We start from the raw sequence: 21,086 nt of genomic DNA, 5'->3' as shown, positions 1-21,086 counted from the left end.
TTCGACACGTACATATAAAGTAATGAATGGAGAAAGTAAAATGCGCACAAGAACGAAATGGAAACGATTGCTTACACCAGTAATCGCCACTCTGGCGGGCCTTGCGCTCGTCGCTCAAGCGCCAGCGGCGCAGGCACGCGGTGGTGATTTGATTGCCGCTATGCTGTCTGATGCGGTGGCTTTGGATCCTCACACGACGAACGATGTTCCATCCAGTATCGTTGCCTACAACATCTTTGAATCCCTCGTGATGTTCGATTTGAACAATGAACTGCAGCCTGTATTGGCGACAGCATGGCACAATGTGGATGACCTGACGGTCGAGTTCACCTTACGCCAAGGGGTTAAATTCCACGACGGTTCGGACTTGACCGCGGCTGTGGTTAAAGCCAATTTCGATCGTTTGCTTGATCCGGAAATTGCTTCGCCACGCGGGTTTTTATTCTCGATGATTGACGAAGTGATCGTGGTTGACGATCTCACTGTACAGTTCAAGACGAAATTCCCCTTCGCCCCTCTGGTGGCGCATTTGGCGCACAGCGGCGGTGCTTTGACCAGCTTGGCGGCCATTGAGCGCGATTATGAAGAAGTGGCCAATGGCCGTAACCCTGGCTCGTACATTTCCAGTAACCCGATCGGTACTGGCTACTTCAAGTTCGAAAGCTGGGTACCCGGTTCGGAAATCAAACTGGTACGTAATGAAAACTACTGGGGCGAAAACGCCAAGTTGGACAGCGTAACCTTTAAGGTTGTGCCGGAAAGCCTGACGCGTGTGTCTGAGTTGGAAACTGGTTTTGCGCACATCATTGACCCGGTTATGCCGAGTGACATGAGCCGCATCAACCGTATGCCAGATGCGAGCCTGTACCGTAAGAGCTCAACCAGCTTGGCTTATTTAGGCTTCAACGCGCAAAAAGCGCCGTTTGATGACGTCGATGTCCGTCGTGCTATTTCCATGGCGGTGAACAAAGACGACATCGTCGCAGGTGTTTACAACAACACGGGTATTGCCGCAGTAGGCCCGATTGCTCCTGGTGTATTCGGCTTTGACGAAAGCATCAACTCAATCCCGTACGATATGGACCAAGCGCGTGCGTTGCTGGCGGAAGCAGGCTTCCCGAACGGCTTCAGCACCACCATCTGGACCAACGACAACCCAAGCCGTATTCAAATCGCTGAATACGTACAGTCTAAGTTGAGCGATCTGGGTGTGCGAGCTTCTATTGAAGTGCTGGAATGGGGTGCTTACTTACAGAACACTGCAGCCGGCCAGCATGATATGTTCATTCTGGGTTGGTCAACGCCGACGTTGGATGCCGACTACGCCATGTATGCTTTGTTCCATTCTTCACAGCAAGGTGCGGCAGGTAACCGTTCGTTCTTCTCTGATCCAGAGGTAGATCGTTTGCTGGATGCGGGTCGTGAGGAAACCGATCAGAACTTGCGCCTGCAATTCTACAAAGAAGCGCAAGAGCTGTTGGTTGAAAAAGCGCCTATGATGTATCTGTGGCACCAAGAGTATTTGCTGGGCGTAAGTGACTCAGTGAAGAACTTTGAGATGCTGCCGACCAACATCTACCTGTTGCAGGATACGTACATCGACTGATTAAGGAGCCTTTCCTTAAGTCGTCACAAAAACCCGCACCCAGTGCGGGTTTTTTTATGGCCATGGATGCCCGGTATGCTGGCAACGCAGGAGCAGTTGCCAGTAATGGCCATGGATGCCCGGTAGGGAGGGTGTTTACACCCGCGAGCTTACCGAAACCCCCACGAACCATTTTAAGAAGATTGCAGAGATTGTGAAAATAACCTAAACCAAAGTGTAGGTTTTTGTGTAATCTAGAAGAATAACAATGAAAAAATGGCAGCCCGGTCAGAGTGCGCCACTCACTGCATTAGGGGGTCTTAAACATGTTGCATCACCGCACGCATCCTCGCCTTGCCCGTCGGTTTCAGGTGAGCGCTTTCATCGGTCTATTTATTGGTAGCGCATTGTTTGCGTCGAACCTCAGCGCGACGGAACAGACGGCTACCAGCGAATCGGTGGAAGTCATCAAATCGCACGCCTTTGCGGTGCGCGGTGAACCCAAATACCCGGCCGACTTCCCTCATTTTGACTACGTCAATCCGGACGCCCCCAAAGGCGGCAGTATGCGCTTAGCCACTACCGGCGGCTTCGACAGCTTTAACCGTTATGCCCGGCGTGGTGAATCGGTGATCGGCGCCGGTGAGTTGTACGACACCCTGATGACCACCAGCAGCGACGAAATCAGCGTGTATTATGGCTTGATCGCCGAATTCATTGAGTACCCCGTGGACTACAGCTGGGTGAGTTTCCACATTAACCCCGCTGCGCGTTTTCACGATGGCACGCCGATCACCGCGCACGACGTGGTGTTCAGCTTTAATAAGTTTTTTGAACAGGGCGTGCCGCAGTACCGCTCCTACTATGCCGATGTGACCGAAGTAACCGCGCTGAGTGACCATCAAGTGATGTTCCGCTTTGCCGAACCTAACAAGGACTATGTATCGGGGTTGGCCGGCACCACCGTATTGCCGCGCCATTTCTGGGCCGAACGTGATTTAGGCGACCCCCTCACTGCACCGCCGCTGTCCAGTGGGCCTTATAAAGTCGGTCAATACGCCATGGGCCAGTTCGTCACCTACGAGCGTGTGCCTGACTATTGGGCGGCCAATTTACCCGTCAACAAAGGCCGCCATAATTTCAATACGCTGCGTTACGACTATTACCGCGACAGCACCGTGGCATTAGAGGCGTTCAAAGCGGGCGAATACGATTTCCGGCAAGAAAATGTGGCGAAACAATGGGCGGAAGACTATGTAGGCCCAGCGTTAACGCGTGGTGACATCAAGATGGAAGAGCTGCCGCACGAAATCCCGCAGCCCATGCAGGCGTTCTTGTTCAATACGCAAAATCCGTTGTTTGAAGACCGACGAGTGCGCCAAGCCATTAACCTGGCGATGGATTTTGAATGGTTGAACCGCAATATTTTTTACGGTGCTTATGCCCGTAACTACAGCTATTTTCAAAACACCGAGTATTCAGCCAGTGGCTTACCCACAGAGCAAGAGCTGGCGATCCTAGAGCCGTTCCGCGATCAGCTACCGCCGGAAGTCTTTGGCGAAGCCTATCGGCCAAACGTCACCGACGGCTCGGGTACCTTGCGCAATGAAACCCGCCAAGCCTTGGCGTTATTGCGTGATGCCGGGTGGGAACTGCGCAACCAGCGTTTGGTGAATGTGGAGACCGGGCGGCCTTTTGAGTTTGAATTACTGCTCCATACTCCGACGTTCGAACGCGTCGCATTGCCGTTGCAGCGCAACTTGGAGCGCATGGGCATCCGCATGACGATTCGGGTCGTCGACACCGCGCAGTATTTGAACCGTACCCGCGAGTTTGACTTCGATATGGCCATGGGTGGCTACAGCGCCAATGCCTACCCGTCTTCGGGTATGCGCATTGCGTGGCGTTCTGATTTCATCGATTCATCGTGGAACCGTGCGGGCGTGCAGGACCCGGTGATCGATGCGCTCATCGACGGCATTGTGGCAAATCAAGAAAACGATGAGATGCTCATGGCCTATGGCCGTGCCTTTGATCGCGTAGCCATGTGGAATTTCTATGTCATCCCGAACTGGCACAATGATTCATTCTGGATAGCCACTTGGGACAAATTCGACCGCCCGGCCATTCGGCCCAAATACGACATTGGTACGGAAACCTGGTGGCAAGACAACGAAAAAGCCGCACGGTTGCGTCGCTGATGGTTAGCCCATTGGTGTTCAAAATAGGAGCGCGTTGAGTCGATGGGAGCCTATGTCGTTCGGCGTCTGTTGTTGGTGATCCCCACTTTGTTGGCGATCATCACGCTCAACTTCGTGATCATTCAAGCTGCCCCCGGCGGCCCAGTGGATCAAGCCATTGCGGGCATGATGGGCATGGACTTTTATAACGTCACCGACCGTATTTCCGGTGGTGGCGCCGACCTTCAACAAAGTGCATCTGCCAGCAACGACCAAGGTACCCGTACTTCGCGTGGCGCACGCGGGCTAGACCCTGTGGTGATCGCCGAAATAGAAGCGCAATTCGGCTTTGATAAACCCGTGTGGCAACGTTACGGCATCATGTTGAAGGACTATCTGACCTTCAATTTTGGTGACAGCCTGTTTCGTGCGCGAACGGTGATCGAGTTGATCGTCGAGCGCATGCCGGTATCCATCTCATTGGGTGTCTGGTCCACGTTGATCATCTATTTGGTGTGTATTCCTCTCGGTATTGCCAAAGCGGTGCGCCACCATTCCAAGTTCGATGTATGGACCACCTGGGTGGTGTTGGTGGGTTACGCCATTCCGGGGTTCTTGTTCGCTATCTTGCTTATTATCCTGTTTGCTGGTGGCTCGTATTGGAACTTTTTCCCGCTGCGCGGTTTGGTATCGGCCAATTTTGCTGACCTACTGTGGTATGAAAAGATTTTGGACTATTTCTGGCATCTTACGCTGCCGGTGTTGGCCATGGTGATCGGTGGTTTTGCGACCCTGACCATGCTGACCAAGAATTCCTTTCTGGATGAAATCAACAAACAGTATGTGATGACCGCGCGTGCCAAGGGGGCTACCGAACGGCGCATTCTGTATCGGCATGTCTTCCGTAACGGCATGTTGATCATCATTGCCGGTTTCCCTGCGGCTTTTATTAGCGTGTTTTTTACCGGTGCTTTGTTGATTGAGGTGATTTTCTCGCTCGATGGACTAGGCCTGCTGGGCTACGAAGCCACGCTGCAGCGTGATTATCCAGTCATGTTTGGGACGCTGTATATGTTTGGCGTACTGGGTTTATTGATGGGCATCATCAGTGACTTGGCCTACACCTGGGTCGACCCTCGTATCGACTTCGAGTCGAGGTAGCATTTATGGCCATAAATCCCATCAATCAGGAACGCTGGCGTCGCTTTCGCGCCAACCGCCGGGGTTACATCAGTCTCTGGTTGTTCAGCATTTTGTTCGGTGTGAGTTTGCTGTCGGACTTCATCGCCAACGAGTCACCCATTATGGTGCGCTATCAGGGTGAGCTGTTCTTCCCAGTGTTTAAAAGCTATTCAGAACTCGAGTTCGGTGGCGACTTTGATGTGAGGGCAGACTACCGCGACCCTTTCATTGCCGACTTAATTGAAGCCGACGGCTGGATGCTGTGGCCCATCATTCGCTACAACTACCGCACCATTAACTACGACTTGCCGCGCCCTGCGCCCGCCCCACCTTCGGCGGAAAATTGGTTAGGCACTGACGACCAAGGCCGTGATGTGTTGGCCCGCTTGATGTATGGCACGCGCATCTCCATTTTGTTTGGCTTCACCCTCACCATACTCACCTCCATCGTGGGTATTGCCGTCGGTGCGATGATGGGTTTTTACGGCGGCAAGATTGACCTCTTTGGGCAAAGAATCCTGGAAATTTGGTCCAGCCTGCCGACATTGTTCATCCTTATTATCATCGCCAGTATGATCCAGCCGACCTTTTGGATTCTAATGGGTATTTTATTGCTGTTCGGCTGGATGGGCTTGGTGGGCTTGGTGCGGGCCGAAACCCTGCGCGTAAGGAACTTTGAATACGTACTGGCCGCTCGGGCCATGGGTTTGTCCGACCGCCGAATCGTGTTTCGTCACATACTGCCCAACGCCACCGTGGCCACCATCACCTTTTTGCCTTTTATTCTTTCGGGTTCAGTCACCACCTTAAGCGGCCTCGACTTCTTAGGCTTCGGTTTGCCGCCTGGCTCGCCGTCGTTGGGCGAAATGATCAACCAAGGTAAAAACAACATTCGCGCCCCGTGGATCGGGATGTCGGTGTTTATTACCTTGGGTGTGATGTTGATTCTGTTGACCTTCATCGGTGAAGCGGTGCGCGACGCCCTTGACCCTCGCCGAACCCGATAAGGACGCCCATGACCGACCTCTTAACCATCCACAACCTCAGCATTGCCTTTGAACAAGGTGGCGAACGCCAGCGGGTTATTCACGGCGTGGACTTTACCATTCAGCGCGGTGAAACCTTGGCGCTGGTGGGCGAAAGTGGTTCGGGTAAGTCGGTCACCGCGCACAGCATCGTGCGCTTGTTGTCCACACCGCCCGCATTTTACGAGAGTGGCGAGATTCACTTTCAAGGCCAAGAACTGCTGCACGCGCCAGAAGCGGAACTACGTTTTTTGCGCGGCCATAAGATCAGCATGATCTTCCAAGAACCCATGACCAGCCTGAACCCGTTGCACAGCATTGAAAAGCAACTGGCCGAAGCGCTCTGGCTGCACAACGGCGGCGCGTGGAAAACCGCCCGTGCCCAAGCGCGCCCCAAAGTGCTGGAATGGCTGAACAGGGTGGGCCTGCGCGACGCCGAAAAACGCCTGAATAGCCTACCGCACGAACTCAGCGGCGGCGAACGCCAGCGCGTGATGATCGCCATGGCATTGATTAACGAACCCGAACTGCTGATCGCCGATGAACCCACCACCGCGCTTGATGTCACCATTCAGGCGCAGGTGTTAGAACTCATTCAGCAACTGCAACGCGAACTCGGCATGGCCGTACTGTTCATCACGCACGACCTCGGCATTGTACGCCAGGTCGCCGACCGCGTGGCTATTATGCAGCAAGGCCGTATTGTGGAAACCGGTAACACCGCCGAGCTGTTTGCCAACCCACAGCACGACTACACGCGCAAATTGCTCAACGCTGTGCCGTCTGGTGCACCCGATCCCATTCCCGACGGCGCGCCGGTGATTCTCAGCACCGAGCATTTGAAGGTCTGGTTTCCAATGACCAAAGGCATCTTAAAGCGGGTGTACGACCACGTAAAAGCCGTAGACGATGTTGAGCTAGAGATTCGCCAGGGCGAAACACTGGGCATTGTGGGTGAAAGCGGCTCGGGAAAAACCACACTGGGCCGTGCGTTATTGAAGCTGGTGCCCAGCATCGGTGAAATCCGCCTAGTGAGCGACAACCAAGAATGGGTGGATTTGCAAGGCTTGAACCACAAGCAAATGAGCCCCTTGCGAAGCAATCTGCAAATCATCTTTCAAGACCCCTTTGGCAGTCTGTCGCCGCGCATGTCCGTGGGCCAGATCATCGCCGAAGGTTTGCTGATTCATGAACGCCTGACGGCGGACGAAGTCGACCGCCGGGTGATTGCCGCGCTGGAAGACGTACGGCTCGACCCCGCCACCCGCCACCGCTACCCGCACGAATTTTCAGGTGGGCAACGCCAACGCATCGCCATCGCCCGCGCCTTGATCCTCAACCCCAAACTGCTGGTGTTGGACGAACCCACCTCCGCCCTCGACCGCACCGTGCAAATGGACGTGATCGAACTCCTGCGCCGCTTGCAGCGCGAACGCCAACTGGCGTATTTGTTCGTCAGTCACGACCTTGCCGTGGTGAAAGCCCTCAGCCACCGCATGATGATCATGCGCGCTGGAAAAGTGGTGGAAACGGGTACCACAGAAGCGATTTTTAACGCGCCTCAGCACCCCTATACGCAGAAGCTGATTGCCGCCATTTTGTAAGCATTCCGAAAACTTTACATAAAACTGACGCCGCAAACCGTTGAATCTCCGTAAACATGACGATTTGACCCCCCCTAAATCGTCACCTTTCACTGTGGTGTAAAACACGTTTCGCTGTCATCCTATGCCCCGTTGAAGCGAGTGGCGAAGGAACCTAAAGCCACAAGGATTTAGACGAACTGGGATGTTTGTCGATACAAGGACTGCGTAACGCTCGCCCACACATAGGAAGGAATCACCCTTGCCCAAGGACGGGCAAACTCGGTTAACAAATTGTCAGATGGAATGCATCAACGCCGCAAGCGCTGTTGAGCACTGGCAAAAGGAACAATGGAAACAGGAGCTCCATGAATACGGACATCAACAGCCCACTGGCACCTGTGCCAGTACCACAAAACGGACAACTCAACCTGTTTGTAGCCTTGGGTATTGTCACGGATTTGTGCATCAACCATGGTGACTACCATCAATTAAGCATTGAAAAACTGATCGCGCGTGTGTTGCCAGCCTTGCAAGCAGGGCAAGTCCATATTGTATTTGATCCCCAAAGCCGACCACTGGGTTTCGCCAGTTGGGTTCTTGCTGACGACAATTTGCACGCACAACTAACGCAAACCCCGTCGTTAGCGGTCATCAACAATGCTTCTTCTGTAAATAACATGGATGCTTCCAACCAAGAAAACCAATACCTCTGGTTTGTTGACCTAATCACCCCCTTTTCCAGCCCCTTGCCAATGTTTCATAGCCTAAAGGAACGTTTCGCGGGCTTCTCTGATGCATGGGCTTTGGCGGGCAATAACACAGAAGCCGCTGATCAGCCGAGAAGGATTTGGTGATGGACATGAACAACGCACAAGTTACCCAAGCGTCTGAAAAAGAACCACAGTCGCCCCAGGAGGAGCTTGGTTACCACGAGGCATTTGGCATAATGTTGTGGCTGTGCAGCCAGGCCGACTATCACAAGACGTGGCCATTGTGGGCTGTGGATAACGACTTAGTACCGCCGTTGATTCATCGTCAATTCAGAATCTATTTTGACGAATACCGCAATCCTGTGGGGTGTGCCACATGGGCATGGCTAAGCGAAAAAATGAAAAACGAAATGATTGCTGGCGGGACTCTGGAGTTCGATGACTGGGCCAGTGGAGATCATTTGATGTTTGGTGATTACATCGCACCGTGGGGACATGCGAAAAGCATCCTTAGTGACCTTCGCACAAATGTGTTCCCAAAAGAGACAGCATTCAGTTTGGGCCGCAATTTTGACGGTTCGGTGCGAAAAGTTTACCACTGGAAAGGCAAAGAATCCGGAAAGAAGATTTTGGTCAACCCAACAGCAGAGAACAAAACCGCTGCAACGGGCTGATCAAGTGAGGGTATCTAAAAACATCACGAGCGAAGCAATGGCAAGGCAAAATTTTTCGAAAACGCGCAGTTTACTGAAGGTAGATGAGCATTTTGAGGAGAATTTTAACACCGCCAGTGTAAGCGCAGTAGTTTTTTAGCTGCCCTCAAGAATTCAGCGGGTGCTGTAACACCCGCCGAATACCGCCCTTGGGCGGGTCCTTAAAACCGTAGTGAAAACAATCTCAAGGAGAGATCATTATGTCTAAAGTATATAAGCGTAGCAATTCTGTTGACGTTTTCGGTAGCATCGTATTTGGCGGTGGCGGTGGCGGTGGCGGTGGCGGTGGCGGTGGCGGTGGCGGTGGCGGTTCGAGTGGTAAAAGTACTACGAGGAGAGGAGGAAGAGCAAAGAATGGAGATCAGCTAGGTGATGAGGTTAGCTGGACTGCGGTTAATGGCATTGAAAAAGCTGAAGGAAAAATTACAGCGAAAGGGGTTGGCAATCTTGCCGGAGCAATTGGGCTTGCTGCTTCTCGAAGAAGCCCAGTGGGATTTGCTGCGTCGGTTGCCGGGCTGGGAGCAAATAATTGGCCAGACGATGACTCCGTATAGTACGAAAACCTCAGAGGGATTGTTCTCGCTGATAGGTTGTCATGAATGACAATTTAGATAACGCTGAGGAAAATTAATATATTACATGGACGTAGATACCATGGCGCAGATCAGATTGCTGTTGATGATCTGCGTTTTTAATAACTAAGGAGTGTCCTATTTTGTCATACTTCATTATTGACCCATTTTCTGATAGACATTGGCGCTATCGTTACATTGGGTCCGCTATTTATATGTTATGGTTTGTAATTTATTTCTTGTTCCCTATTTCAAATACATTTTCACTTTTATCTGCTGGGTTAATGATTGGCATGGTTAATTTATTGTCTTATTTAGTTAAGTTGCATGATGCCTCATCAGCTAATGAATTCTATGAAAACAACAGTCCTGTCGAAAGATATTCATCTAATTTCTATTATCTTTCATATGCAGTTATTGGCTTGATTGTTGTTTTCGAGATATATGTTTTCATGACTTCAGTTTTTAATACTTGAAAATCAATTTTTTGAGCAAATTTTTTGGGTGAATAATGCTTCCAGTAAAGATAAAAGAATGCATTGTTTTTCAAATTGACCAGATATTATATATATTGGGTGCATCTGGCCGTATTGAAATGACAGCGGCATCATTTGTGGTTGAAAACCATATCGCTACCAGAGTAATTGTCTCCAAACTGGCTGAGCTTGATGGCATTGCAGTGCATTATATGTCTTTTGCTGAGGTGCCTTTATCGCTGTTATTGGCGTCATCTCCGTCTTCTTCCCAAGCGCTGTGCATTTCAAAGAACGGCGATACCGCTGTTATTACAGGCGTTGAGGGTGATCGTTTAACGTTGAACACTTATTTCCGTGTTAATGAGGTGGCGGATACCTTTGTTGGTACATGGAAAGAACTTAAAGACGACTTGGGTCTGTTGGATACCTTGATGGTGATTGAGCGGGTAGAGGCTAAAGCTTCTTCGGCTGGCTTGGGTGCGCCCCCTAAGGAGGTGGTTGATGTTGAGTCAGACACGGCAAACCCCAAAGTTAACCTCGCCAACGCGCGTTTTGTTTATACCCATTTCTTTCGCCAAAAACAGTATGCGTTGGGCATTATCGGTTTGGCGGTGATGCTGGCGTTATTGGGCGTAGCAACCCCGCTCGGTTTCCAGACCTTTACCGATAAAATTCTGCCCTATTCGGCCACCAATTCTTTAGCGGTCATTGCTGTATTGTTATTGTTAGCCGCTATCGCCACCAGCGTATTGCAGTGCGCGCGCGATTATCAAGAAAGCGTGCTGTTCGCCAAATATCAAAACGGCTTGGGTAAAGAGGTCTTTCGCCGTTTGTTAGCCATGGATGTGCCCTATTTCGACCGCCGTAAAGTGGGTGATTTAACCAAGCTGGTGGATCAAGTCGATGAGGCGTCGAATTTTCTCGTGCGGCAGTTGTTGTCGTCCGTGGTGTCGGTCATTTCCTTGTTCGTGGTTCTGCCTATTCTCTTTATGTACAGCGTGAAGCTCTCGTTCATAGTGTTAGGTATTGGGTTGCTAATGGCGTTCACTGTGGGTGTTTCGTTGCGGCCATTGCGTAACCGCGTGATGCAAGCCTATGCCTACGATGCGGGCTTTCAAAGCACGTTGATTGAAACCTTAAAAGGTATGCGGACGATTAAATCACTGGCGAACGAGTCCTTTTTCCGTCACCGCGCTAATACCAGTTTAGAGCACAATCTGTATGGCGGGTTTAACGTGGCACGTTTGAGCAACGTGGTGCGAGCGTTGGTGAGCTTTCAAAGCCAGTTGATCACCATTGCGGTGATTTTCTTTGGTGCGCAAGCGGTGTTTGCCAGCCAAATGACCATCGGCCAGTTGATTGCTTTCAATATGCTGGCGAATAATGTAGTGAACCCGTTGATGTCGTTGGTGATGACCGCCAGCGGTTGGGAAACCTTTAAACTCGCGCGGCGCAAATTGAGTGAACTTACCCCGCCTGAACCACCAGCGTTGCAGCTCAGCGAGAACGACATCAGCCTGAATGGCGACATCGAGTTCCAAAATGTGTGGTTTCGTTATCCCACTACTGAAGAACAGACGGATGCACATTCGGAAGCCAACGATTATGTGCTGAAAGGCATCAACCTGCACATCAAGCAAGGTGAAATCATCGGTATTGTGGGCGGCAGTGGTTCCGGGAAATCGACCCTTGCTAACCTCTTGTTGGGGTTTTATAAGCCACAGCGTGGCAAGATCAAGGTCAACGGATACGACATTGATTTGGTAAAACCCGAGCATTTGCGTTCGCGCATTTCTTCTGTGCAGCAAACCAACTTCTTGTTCAACACCAGTGTGCTGGAAAACGTGCATTTGGGGCGGTTGGATTCCGATGTCAACGACATCATGCAAGCCTTGCAAGACTCTGGCAGTGCTACCTTTGTGGATGAGATGCCGCACAAATTCCTCACTCCATTGAGTGAGGACGCAGGCAACCTATCGGGTGGACAGCGCCAACGCTTAGCCATCGCCCGTGCCTTGGTGCGCAACAGCGATATTCTGCTGTTCGACGAAGCCACCAGTGCATTAGACAACCAAACCGAAGAGAAGATCAAAGACACCATTTACAGTGCGTGTGAAAACAAGACCGGCATCATCATCGCCCACCGTTTGAATACACTGTCGTATTGTCATCGCATCGTGGTGATGCAACACGGCGAAATTGAAGCGGTCGGTACGCACGATGAACTGCTAGAAGGTGACAACAGCTACCGCCGTATGTGGGACAGCATGCTCAAGCGCGACGAAGCTTTGCACAGCTTGGCGTTGACACCTCACAGCCCTGCAGTGCCCGCAGTAAGTGAGCCAGAAGAGGCTACCCCGGAGGCACGCCGTGCAGTATAGCTTTAAAGAAATTCATGCGCTGAATTTGCTCAACGACAATCCTGAGTTCAGCAAGCGGTTCAATATCCCTTTTGATCTCAAATTGATGACCATCGTGGTCTTGTGTGTGATCGCCGCCGCCATCACTGGGGCCATCATCTTCAAAGTGGACAAAATTGTGCCCGCCCAAGGTGTGTTGGAAACGCGTGCCCGCCTGTTTGAAGTCAGAAGCACTCAAGGGGGTTTCATCGAGCAAATTCTGGTAGAGGAAGGGCAGCGTGTTGAAGCGGGTGAATTACTGGTGCGCTTTGATACCGAGCAATTGGAACTGGAAATTGCCCGCTTACAGCAAGAGCAAAATACGCTGGCGCGCAGCATTTGGACGGAATTTCACCAGATTCACGCGCATGTGCCGGTCACAACGCGGACCCAATTAACCGATACCCTCGCAGAGATCCCCGATGCCGTCAGAACCTTGGGGTACGACGGCTATTTGGCGCGCACGTTGAATGATGCGTTGGCAGCCCTTGAGCAGAACGCCCAGAGCATCAACAGCCGCATGCAGTCCACCGAACGTCAGTTGGTGCTGGCGTTGCAGGCTCATGCGCTGGAAAGCGATGAATTTGACCGCCTACGGCGATTGGTTGACCAAGGGATAGAAAACCGCGTGCAACTGGAACAACAGCGTAAGCGGCTTTTGGAACTTGAAGGTAGCCGAGAGTCGTTGCTGGCGAGTTTGCAGGCCGATCAACATGAGCAAGACCGCTTGCAGCTTGAGCGATCACAGCGGAAAAACGAATTTGTGTTAGAGCGCCTATTGCGCTTACACGAACAGCGTGACCAGTTCGAACAGGTCGGCCTGCGTTTGGCGGTACAGCAACGTACGTTGCGTGACCAAGACGTACGTGCGCCCTTCGCTTCGGTAGTAGATGCCATAGAAGTGCGGGGCCAGCGTGAGGTACTGGATCAGGGAGCGACGCTGGTGCAGTTGCGGCCTTTGTTTGATCAGGACGACTTGGAAATCGACATTCAAATACCGTCGAACTACGCGGTGTGGGTAGAACCAGGTATGACCTTCCGCGCCAGCTCTTTGGGTAACAACCCTGACGACCACGGTTACATTCATGGGTATGTCGATTTTGTCTCCGAGTCCACCGATATGGTGGATGGGCAGCGTATTTATCGCATGAAAGGCCGTATTACTGAGATCAACTTAAGTGGCCGCCCAGACCGCCAAAGCGCCGCTGAAACTTTCTTGCGTCCGGGTTTACAGCTCTCAGTGGAGGTAAAAGCCGGCGAGCGTCGTTTGATCAACTACATCTTTGACCCGTTCACCAAATATCTGCGCACCGCGTTGAGCGAGCCGTCATGATGTTTAATGTTGAGCCTGGTCGAACCATCGGTTGTCATGCTGCTGCCGTCGGGCTGTTGCTGGCCGCTGTGCCTTCCGTCACCTTGGCTGAAAACACACTCAGTATGCCGGAATACTTGCGCCAGGCGTTGCACAGCCATGTACGGGTGCGCCAGCATCAAGCGGGCATGCCTGCGCAAGACATGGCATTGCGTGATGCGCGCCAACGCTATGTACCAGAGCTTACAGTGCGCTCCAGTTGGGATGAAAGCGAAACCGCGCGGGTTGAGAATCCGGCACCGGCGCCGGACACGCCCTTTCAGGCGAAACGCGGTACCACTCTAGGCTTAGACAGCACCTGGGCACTGCCGTTCGGCACGGAAATACAGCTCAGTACCGAGCAGCAATACGGCCAACAAACAGGGCTTACCGCGTCAGGCATTCCGGATGATTATCAGCACATTCAGCAGTATTCGGTGGAAGTCACTCAACCCTTGCTGCGTCACTGGACGCCGCAATACAACCGTCTACCGGTGTTGCAAGCACGCGCTACCTTTGCTAACTACGAAAACGAAGGTGTGCTGACCCAGTGGGAGGTGTTGCAAGACAGCCTGAATCGTCTGATTGAACTGCAAGCCCAGTATGATCGACTGGCGGTTCATCAGGCACTTTTGGAAGGTTATGAGTTTTTGCGCGATACCGCAGCGGCCCAACGGTTGGAGGGGCGCGCCACCGAGCTGGATCTGACCATGGCAGAGTTGGCGCTGGCCCGCCAAGACAATCAACTGCGGCGCGAAGAGCAAGTGTATCAGGAACGTCAGGACGAGCTGAGCCGTTCCTTGCTCTTAGCTACCTCGTTGCGGGTGGAGCCCTTGTCAGAGCTATCGGTTTTGAGCCGTTGGCTGCATCAACAAGTGGCGCAAGAAAATACGCAATCTGCTCGCATGCCACCAGTGCAACCCACACACCCCGAGCTGCGCCAAGCGGCGTTGCAACGCGAGCAAGCGGACTACGGCTGGCGTCAGGTACGTCGTCAACATTGGCCGGACATTGAAGCCTACTACCGTTATCAACACGATATACGCGAGTTGCTGCCCGATGCTGAAACACAAAGCTGGGGCTTGCGTGTCTCCTATACCGTGAATGATCTACCCACTCGCACATCGCGCTTGCGCGCCCAAGGGCAGTTGCTCAGTGCGCAGTGGCAACTGGATGACACCCAAGATCGGTTACAGGCAGAGGCTGCCCGCTTGTGGGCGGAGTGGAATCACCTAGAACGAGAGCGTGAACTGTTGATGCAGTCGATACGCTTGCACGAGGTTGCCTTGGCGCAGCAATGGCAACGCTTAGAAATGGGTTTTGCCAGTGTCCGTGAGATCCAACAACAGCAACGCAATCTGTTAGACGCGCAGCTCGAACGAATTGACGCCGAAGCACAACGAGCTCGCACTTTGGTCAGGTTGCATTACGTGAGAAACACCGACGTGCTGGCGTTGCTGTCTAACCATCCGTAACGATGAAGGAGTATGAGATGACGATACAGGAATCTGTTGTTCAGGGGTTTAATCTGAGCAGCGCTCAAGCGGCTGAAAATCCAAATATGCAGTCTGCACCACAACCTACACCACAACAGGCGCTGGCCACCCTCGCAGAGCTACTGTACGAGGGTTATGAGAACCCCGACCACGTGCGCGGTGTTGTACAGTTGGTGATCGACGATGCCGGGACGGACTACCCGCTGCGTATAGCGTTGCACGACACCCTCGAATTAAGCTTCGTAGCTGACCCAACCGCTGACGCTACTCTCCGCATGCCGTTTGCGACGGCCCAGACCTTATTGGACACCCTTGAATACGCCGATTTCCGTGACCCTGACATCATCGGTGCCATTACACTGACAGGCCAGTTGGATTTGATCAATCACGTTGCTAAAGCGCTGTTGCGCCCGTCGGAAGATACTCTTACACGTTTTCAAACGGCCGAAAATAAAGCGATGCCCGCTTACCGCATGACGGATATTCCACGGCTGGAAAATCCATCGGAACTCACCATCTTACAAGCATTGGCCGCTGGGCAACCCATGATCATCACCGGCTTACCCATGCGCACGCCGCATTCCGAATGGAGCTTGGAGAGGCTGGAAAGAGACTACGGCGATGTACCATTACGGGTACGTTCTGCGGAACAAAAAGAAACCGTGGCCGAGTTCATTGCGCGGGTGCGGGAAGCCGAACACCAACGGCCGGAAGACATTGTTGAAGGACACACCAAGGCCTACACCGAAGGCTGCGCCCTGCCGGAAGCCATGCGCCCTGATTTTCTACCCAATCATTTCTTGCGCAGTGACTACATAGAACCGCAAATCTGGTTGGGTGCGGTGCCTGTGAACGTGCCCGCCAGCAGCCTGCACCACGACCCACTGGACGGCTTCCTGTATCAGGTGATGGGCCGCAAGAAACTGTTTATGTTCGCGCCGGATCAAGCACCCTTTCTTTACCCGATGAAAGCCTACAACAACTATCAACCGTGCTGGGTAAAGCCTGAAGCGCCCGATCTGTCGCGGTACCCTTTGTATGCACAAGCCAAGGGCATTGAGGTGGTTTTGAATCCAGGTGAGTTGTTGGTGCAACCGGCGGGATGGTTTCACGCCGTGTATTGTTTGGATTCGCCGACCTTTTCGGTCAGCTACTTCTTTCGTCATTGATTAGGAAAATGCCGGTGTATGCATGGAACCCATCATGGCTGGCGGAGCGACTGAACCCTGACGTTTGGTCGGCGGAGTGCAATTCATTGCTGACTGCCTTGGACCGCCACAGCGTGCGCTGGAGCCTGTGCGCGCAGCTTACCGCTGAAGAACTGGCGAGCGACATACGCGCATTGATCGATGTAGATGCGCACTTTGAGCGCTTGCAGTCGTTGATCGATTTAACCCACTTAATGAACGTAACTGTGGACGTGGCGGTACAGGAGGAATTGGACACGCTGGCACATCGGCTGCTTGACCAGAGTGAACCCTTAATAGCGTATGTGCAGTCGTTGCCCTCTTCTACGGTTCAGCAACCTTCGCTGAAAAATTTCGCGCCTTGGATTGCGTCAATGCGCCCGCCCCCGATTGTCGTACCAGAAACGGTAAAACAGACACTGAGGCAGATTGGCAGTGACTACTATCGTGCTCAGAGCAGCCTTGGTAGACAGAGCCGCCAAAGCTCAGTCAATGTCGAACAAGCTGCGGAATGGTTGAAACGGCGCGTAGCGGTGGACCGGCATACGAGTAATCAACCGTGGTCTTACCAACTCAGGTGTTGGGAAAATGATTTGCCGGTGGCCCCAGTGCAGGGTGCGGACAATACCGATGTGCACGACTACTTCTTGGAATTGATGCGACACATGGGAAAAAATCGGGCGACCTTGCAAGAGTGCCGCCACTGGGAAAGCGAGCGCATCAACCAATGTGTTGTAACGGCAGACGATGCCTTAACCTGGTGCTTAACGGTGGCGGAGCGAGCGAACCGGTATGGCGCACAGGTAATAAAGAACCTGTTACAAGAACAGAGATTACAACTGACGTCCGACGAAAACACTATCCCGCTGTGTATCGACACCCCCTATGGCAGCTTTGTACAGGCCAGCTTCGATGGCTCCATTTATTCGCTGATGAGCCTGGTGCATGAACTCGGTCATGCCCTACATCACGCCGACCATCGAGCTAACGATGGCGCACCCATACCGCTATCACCACTGGAGTGTGAGCGCCACGCCATTGGCTTTGAGCGTCGGTTTATCGCCGAGATGTTGCAAGAATCAATACCAGCGCCGCTGCGTTCCGCATTGACGTATTACCAGCGTTATCAAGCCATTGAATTGGGATTGCGGCACGCCATGTTGCATGCTTTTGAATCTGACTTGTATCGTCTACCTCAGGTGTCACGAGCACATATTGCCAGCCTGTGGATGCAGCATAACAGATCGTTCTACGGCCCGTCAGTGGAGCTCAATGATACCTTTGAAAACGATTGGTGTGACGTGCAGCACCTGTTTACCGCACCGTTTTATCTGCAGCTTTATGCGCAAGTATTGGGGCAAACTCATGCTCAGTGAACTTAAGGTTTTTCACTATGAATAGAATTCTTAAAAGTCCGGCAACATATAGGCTTATCATGCTTGTTCTGCTGATATCCTATATGGATAAAACGGCGCATTTAGACTCTTGGTCCTACGGCTGGGTGTTTGAATTTGGTTTATATATGACGCTATTTTTGGTGGGTGATTATGCTATAACTAGAGTTTTCAAAAAGTACAGTGATGATGATTAATTTTTAAGGTTGTTCGAACATTTGTAAATTTGTGTGGGGGGTTAAGTGATTAGTTATTTAAAGTGCTTGTTCGTACAGCTAGTTCCTATTTATGGCACTGCTGTAATTTCTTTAGGCGTTGCAAACATTATATTTCCAAGCAGGGATATAATTTTAAGAGAAACCCTTTTTATCATTTCTTTTCTGTGGGTTGTCTTAACAATAATATATATTTTTCATGCCAAAAGAAGCAATAAATCAAACAATTCTTATTGAATTCAGGGATTTTAACTTGGCATATTTCGTAACAGATCCATTTGCCAACAAATACTGGCGCTATCGGCTGTTGGGTACTGCGCTCTATCTTTTATGGTGTATTGCGTATTTTACGTTCTCACTCTCAAATACCGTCGCACTTCTGTCCGCTGGATTTTTGGTTGGCATAGTCAATGTGATAGCAATGATTGCAGGGGCAGTCGATAGCTCGTCAACAGAATCAGCAGGTGATCATGATGGTTCTGCAGCCAAATATTCATCAGTTATCTTTTACTCGGCATACGCGTTACTCAGCATCATAGTGGCCTATGAAATCTACTATTTTTTCAGATTCGTGGTGTTCGGTTGAACGTGCAATTGGACGACAATACTCACAAATGCACCCCCACCATCCATTCAAGCACCAGCCCGTGGCTGTCGCTGGTGTGCAAGGCGGTGCACTGGTTATCGGAGCGTTCGCCTTCCGTCAGGTAGCGGTATCCCCAGCCGGCGCGCATGACTAATCGGTCGAAATACAACGCATAGCCGCCTTTCAGTGCGAGTCCCCAACGTTCAACGTAACCCAGACAGACCTCTCCGACATTCGTGCGCGACAGTCGCTCCTGTACCCGATACGCCTCCATCGTGCCATACGGGCTGCTTTCTCTACTCCCTTCCCACTGATATTCCACACGGGCGCCGAAGGTGTCTACGGTCCAGTTGCCTAAGTAGGATGTAAACGGTGGGCCGTGGTCGAAGTGGTGTTGGGTCAGACGTGCGCCTAATTGCCAATGCGGCGTGATGGGCATCATGGCGTTACCACCGTAGCCCCAGAAAAAGCTGGCGGGGTAGATATTGATCTCGGCGGCGCTGGCATGTGCGGTGGTGAGCAATAGAACAAGAGGGGTTAAAAGCTTGCACTTTGCGTTCATGAGTTTCACCTCCGGCGAGCAGTTTTAATTGTGCGCTCTGTCGTTTTTCCTGTCATGCAATTTTGATTGCATCGGCAACAGAAAATCATTCACCTGAAAAACCAGCGTCTATAATTAGTGTTCAACGGTTTTCTGAGTGAGTTTGAGCAATGCATCAGCGTTGGCGGCTAGTGAAATCTGCACAAAAGAAACCGGCGGCACAGGAGTGGAACGAATTTGTGGTGCGCTGAACGACAGATCGGGTTGCTACTGGTCGTACTGTGGCTGGTTTTGCCTAAAGCTTTCGGCAATGCGCTGGAGCCGGTGGTATTGCAGTTACCGTGGCATCATCAGTTTCAGTTTGCGGGCTACTATGCTGCGCAATCACGTGGGTATTTTACCGACGCCGGGCTGGACGTAGAAATCCGCAACGGTTTTCACCCGTCTGGAGCAATGGTCAATACCGTTGAAGAGGTCGTGTTTGAGCGCGCGCAGTTTGGTGTTGGGCGCAGTGAGCTGATGATCCACCACGGGCGCGGGTTGCCCATAAAGGTATTGGCGAACATTCTGCAGCGCTCGCCTTTGGTGTTTATGACGCTTGAAGAGTATAACCTCACCCGCCTGGAAGACATTGGCGACCGTCCCATTTCCTTGACCCTACCCACCGGACGCTCCGGTGAAATCATTGCCGCAGAAACTCTGGCGGCGCTGAACAGTGCTGGCGTAGATTATCGGACGTTAAACAACCGCCCTCCGACGTGGAATATGGAGGATCTGATATCGGGCGTTACTCAACTGATGCCGGGTTTCGCAACCGATGACCCTTATGTACTGGCACAGCGCGGCGTTACCCCCGTGTCGATTTCACCCACCGAATACGGCGTGGATTTTTACGGTGATATGCTGTTCACCAGTCAGTATCAGGCGCGTAACAACCCTGAAACCGTCAGCGCGTTTCGGGCGGCGGCGTTAAAAGGTTGGCGATACGCACTGCAAAACCCGCAAGAAATGGCGGCTTTGATCATCAGCGAATACGGTACGCGTGGGCCGGACTACGACCTCGCCTTCTTGCTCCAAGAAGCGGCGCAGATGAAAGAGTTTATGCAGCCTGATTTGATAGAAGTGGGGTACATCAATCCCGAGCGCTGGACCAACATCGCCGAGCTTTACTTGGCGCAGGGGTTGATTGATCGCTATAGCCTAGAGGACTTCTTGTATCAGGACGCCCCCGTGCAACTGACGTTGCGTGAACAGTTGCCGTGGATATTGGGTGCAAGCCTGTTGCTGTTGGCTATCTTGGGGGTGGCCTTGTGGTTGCATCTCACTAATTTACAGTTGGTGCTGGAGGTGCGACAGCGCGAACGCGTTGAGAGTCGCTTGCGTTATCAGGCAGAGAAAGATGCCCTGACGGGATTGGATAACCGATATCAATTTCACCAACGAATCGAGGACGATTTCACGCAGGCGCGCCAGACGGGTGCGCCGTTGTCGGTGATGATGCTGGACATTGACCACTTCAAGCAGATCAATGATACCCACGGCCACTTGGCGGGTGACCGGGTATTGCAGGAGATTGCCCGGCTGTGTCAGGAAGAGATTCGCGCGACCGACTTGGTGTGCCGCTATGGTGGTGAAGAGTTTGCATTTGTGTTGTTGCACACCCCGATAGAAGTGGCGGTGTTGATTGCGGCGCGCATTGCGGCAGAAAGCCCTGAGAATCCGGTGGAATACGACGGTAAATCCATTGCGTGCACCGTCAGTATTGGCCTAGCGGAATTGACCGATGAAGATAGCAATGCAGAGGCGTTGCTGAAGCGTGCGGATACCAATCTGTATCAGGCTAAGGCCAATGGGCGGAATCAGATCTTTTATTGATGGAACTAGTAGG

The 21,086-nt window shown here is 52.1% G+C and carries 17 protein-coding genes; 16 read left to right on the top strand and 1 reads right to left on the bottom strand.

Going from position 1 to position 21,086, the window contains the following annotated elements; genetic code table 11:
- Positions 1 to 40: 40 nt before the first annotated feature.
- From NFC81_RS15585 to NFC81_RS15515, 15 genes are all read left to right on the top strand, one after another.
- Positions 41 to 1,606 (top strand): glutathione ABC transporter substrate-binding protein, encoded by a 1,566-nt coding sequence (locus NFC81_RS15585; protein WP_304995403.1) that lies wholly within the window; start codon positions 41 to 43, stop codon positions 1,604 to 1,606.
- A gap of 305 nt (positions 1,607 to 1,911) precedes the next feature.
- Positions 1,912 to 3,786, top strand: coding sequence for an extracellular solute-binding protein (locus tag NFC81_RS15580; protein WP_304995402.1), 1,875 nt, complete (start codon positions 1,912 to 1,914; stop codon positions 3,784 to 3,786).
- Between the two features lie 42 nt (positions 3,787 to 3,828).
- On the top strand, positions 3,829 to 4,926 hold the full coding sequence (locus NFC81_RS15575) for a microcin C ABC transporter permease YejB (protein WP_304995401.1): 1,098 nt from the start codon (positions 3,829 to 3,831) through the stop codon (positions 4,924 to 4,926).
- Positions 4,927 to 4,931: 5 nt separating this feature from the next.
- Positions 4,932 to 5,954, top strand: a complete 1,023-nt coding sequence (locus tag NFC81_RS15570) for an ABC transporter permease (RefSeq protein WP_304995400.1) — start codon at positions 4,932 to 4,934, stop codon at positions 5,952 to 5,954.
- A gap of 8 nt (positions 5,955 to 5,962) precedes the next feature.
- A complete protein-coding gene (locus NFC81_RS15565) occupies positions 5,963 to 7,576 on the top strand; it encodes an ABC transporter ATP-binding protein (protein ID WP_304995399.1) in 1,614 nt (537 codons plus the stop codon).
- 347 nt (positions 7,577 to 7,923) lie between these two features.
- Positions 7,924 to 8,412 carry a toxin-activating lysine-acyltransferase gene (locus NFC81_RS15560; RefSeq protein ID WP_304995398.1) on the top strand — a complete coding sequence of 163 codons (489 nt, stop codon included), beginning with the start codon at positions 7,924 to 7,926 and terminating at the stop codon, positions 8,410 to 8,412.
- Positions 8,412 to 8,942, top strand: a complete 531-nt coding sequence (locus NFC81_RS15555; protein WP_304995397.1) for a toxin-activating lysine-acyltransferase — start codon at positions 8,412 to 8,414, stop codon at positions 8,940 to 8,942. Before NFC81_RS15560 ends, NFC81_RS15555 begins: the two co-directional genes overlap by 1 nt.
- A 270-nt stretch (positions 8,943 to 9,212) precedes the next feature.
- Positions 9,213 to 9,350, top strand: coding sequence for a hypothetical protein (locus NFC81_RS15550; protein WP_304995396.1), 138 nt, complete (start codon positions 9,213 to 9,215; stop codon positions 9,348 to 9,350).
- Between the two features lie 27 nt (positions 9,351 to 9,377).
- On the top strand, positions 9,378 to 9,584 hold the full coding sequence (locus NFC81_RS15545; RefSeq protein WP_304995395.1) for a hypothetical protein: 207 nt from the start codon (positions 9,378 to 9,380) through the stop codon (positions 9,582 to 9,584).
- Positions 9,585 to 10,148: 564 nt separating this feature from the next.
- On the top strand, positions 10,149 to 12,410 hold the full coding sequence (locus NFC81_RS15540) for a peptidase domain-containing ABC transporter (protein WP_304995394.1): 2,262 nt from the start codon (positions 10,149 to 10,151) through the stop codon (positions 12,408 to 12,410).
- The gene (locus tag NFC81_RS15535) at positions 12,400 to 13,761 is read left to right on the top strand and encodes an HlyD family efflux transporter periplasmic adaptor subunit (protein ID WP_304995393.1); all 1,362 of its coding nucleotides are present in this window, start codon (positions 12,400 to 12,402) and stop codon (positions 13,759 to 13,761) included. Before NFC81_RS15540 ends, NFC81_RS15535 begins: the two co-directional genes overlap by 11 nt.
- Positions 13,758 to 15,254: a TolC family protein gene (locus NFC81_RS15530; protein ID WP_304995392.1), complete on the top strand. Its 1,497-nt coding sequence runs from the start codon at positions 13,758 to 13,760 to the stop codon at positions 15,252 to 15,254. Before NFC81_RS15535 ends, NFC81_RS15530 begins: the two co-directional genes overlap by 4 nt.
- Positions 15,255 to 15,271: 17 nt before the next feature.
- Positions 15,272 to 16,444 (top strand): cupin-like domain-containing protein, encoded by a 1,173-nt coding sequence (locus tag NFC81_RS15525; protein WP_304995391.1) that lies wholly within the window; start codon positions 15,272 to 15,274, stop codon positions 16,442 to 16,444.
- A 14-nt stretch (positions 16,445 to 16,458) separates the two neighbouring features.
- Entirely contained in the window at positions 16,459 to 17,838 is a 1,380-nt protein-coding gene (locus NFC81_RS15520) for a hypothetical protein (RefSeq protein WP_304995390.1), read from the top strand.
- 432 nt (positions 17,839 to 18,270) lie between these two features.
- Positions 18,271 to 18,657, top strand: a complete 387-nt coding sequence (locus NFC81_RS15515; RefSeq protein WP_304995389.1) for a hypothetical protein — start codon at positions 18,271 to 18,273, stop codon at positions 18,655 to 18,657.
- A 22-nt stretch (positions 18,658 to 18,679) separates the two neighbouring features.
- Here the strand turns inward: NFC81_RS15515 and NFC81_RS15510 are convergent, their stop codons facing one another.
- Positions 18,680 to 19,219 carry a hypothetical protein gene (locus tag NFC81_RS15510; protein ID WP_304995388.1) on the bottom strand — a complete coding sequence of 180 codons (540 nt, stop codon included), beginning with the start codon at positions 19,217 to 19,219 and terminating at the stop codon, positions 18,680 to 18,682.
- Positions 19,220 to 19,435: 216 nt separating this feature from the next.
- Here NFC81_RS15510 and NFC81_RS15505 point away from each other — a divergent pair, with 216 nt between their 5' ends.
- The gene (locus NFC81_RS15505) at positions 19,436 to 21,073 is read left to right on the top strand and encodes a GGDEF domain-containing protein (RefSeq protein ID WP_304995387.1); all 1,638 of its coding nucleotides are present in this window, start codon (positions 19,436 to 19,438) and stop codon (positions 21,071 to 21,073) included.
- The last annotated feature ends 13 nt before the right edge of the window (positions 21,074 to 21,086 follow it).

Source organism: Salinispirillum sp. LH 10-3-1, from assembly GCF_030643825.1.
Taxonomy (GTDB): Bacteria; Pseudomonadota; Gammaproteobacteria; order Pseudomonadales; family Natronospirillaceae; genus Salinispirillum.
This window is presented reverse-complemented; position numbering and strand designations above follow the sequence as displayed.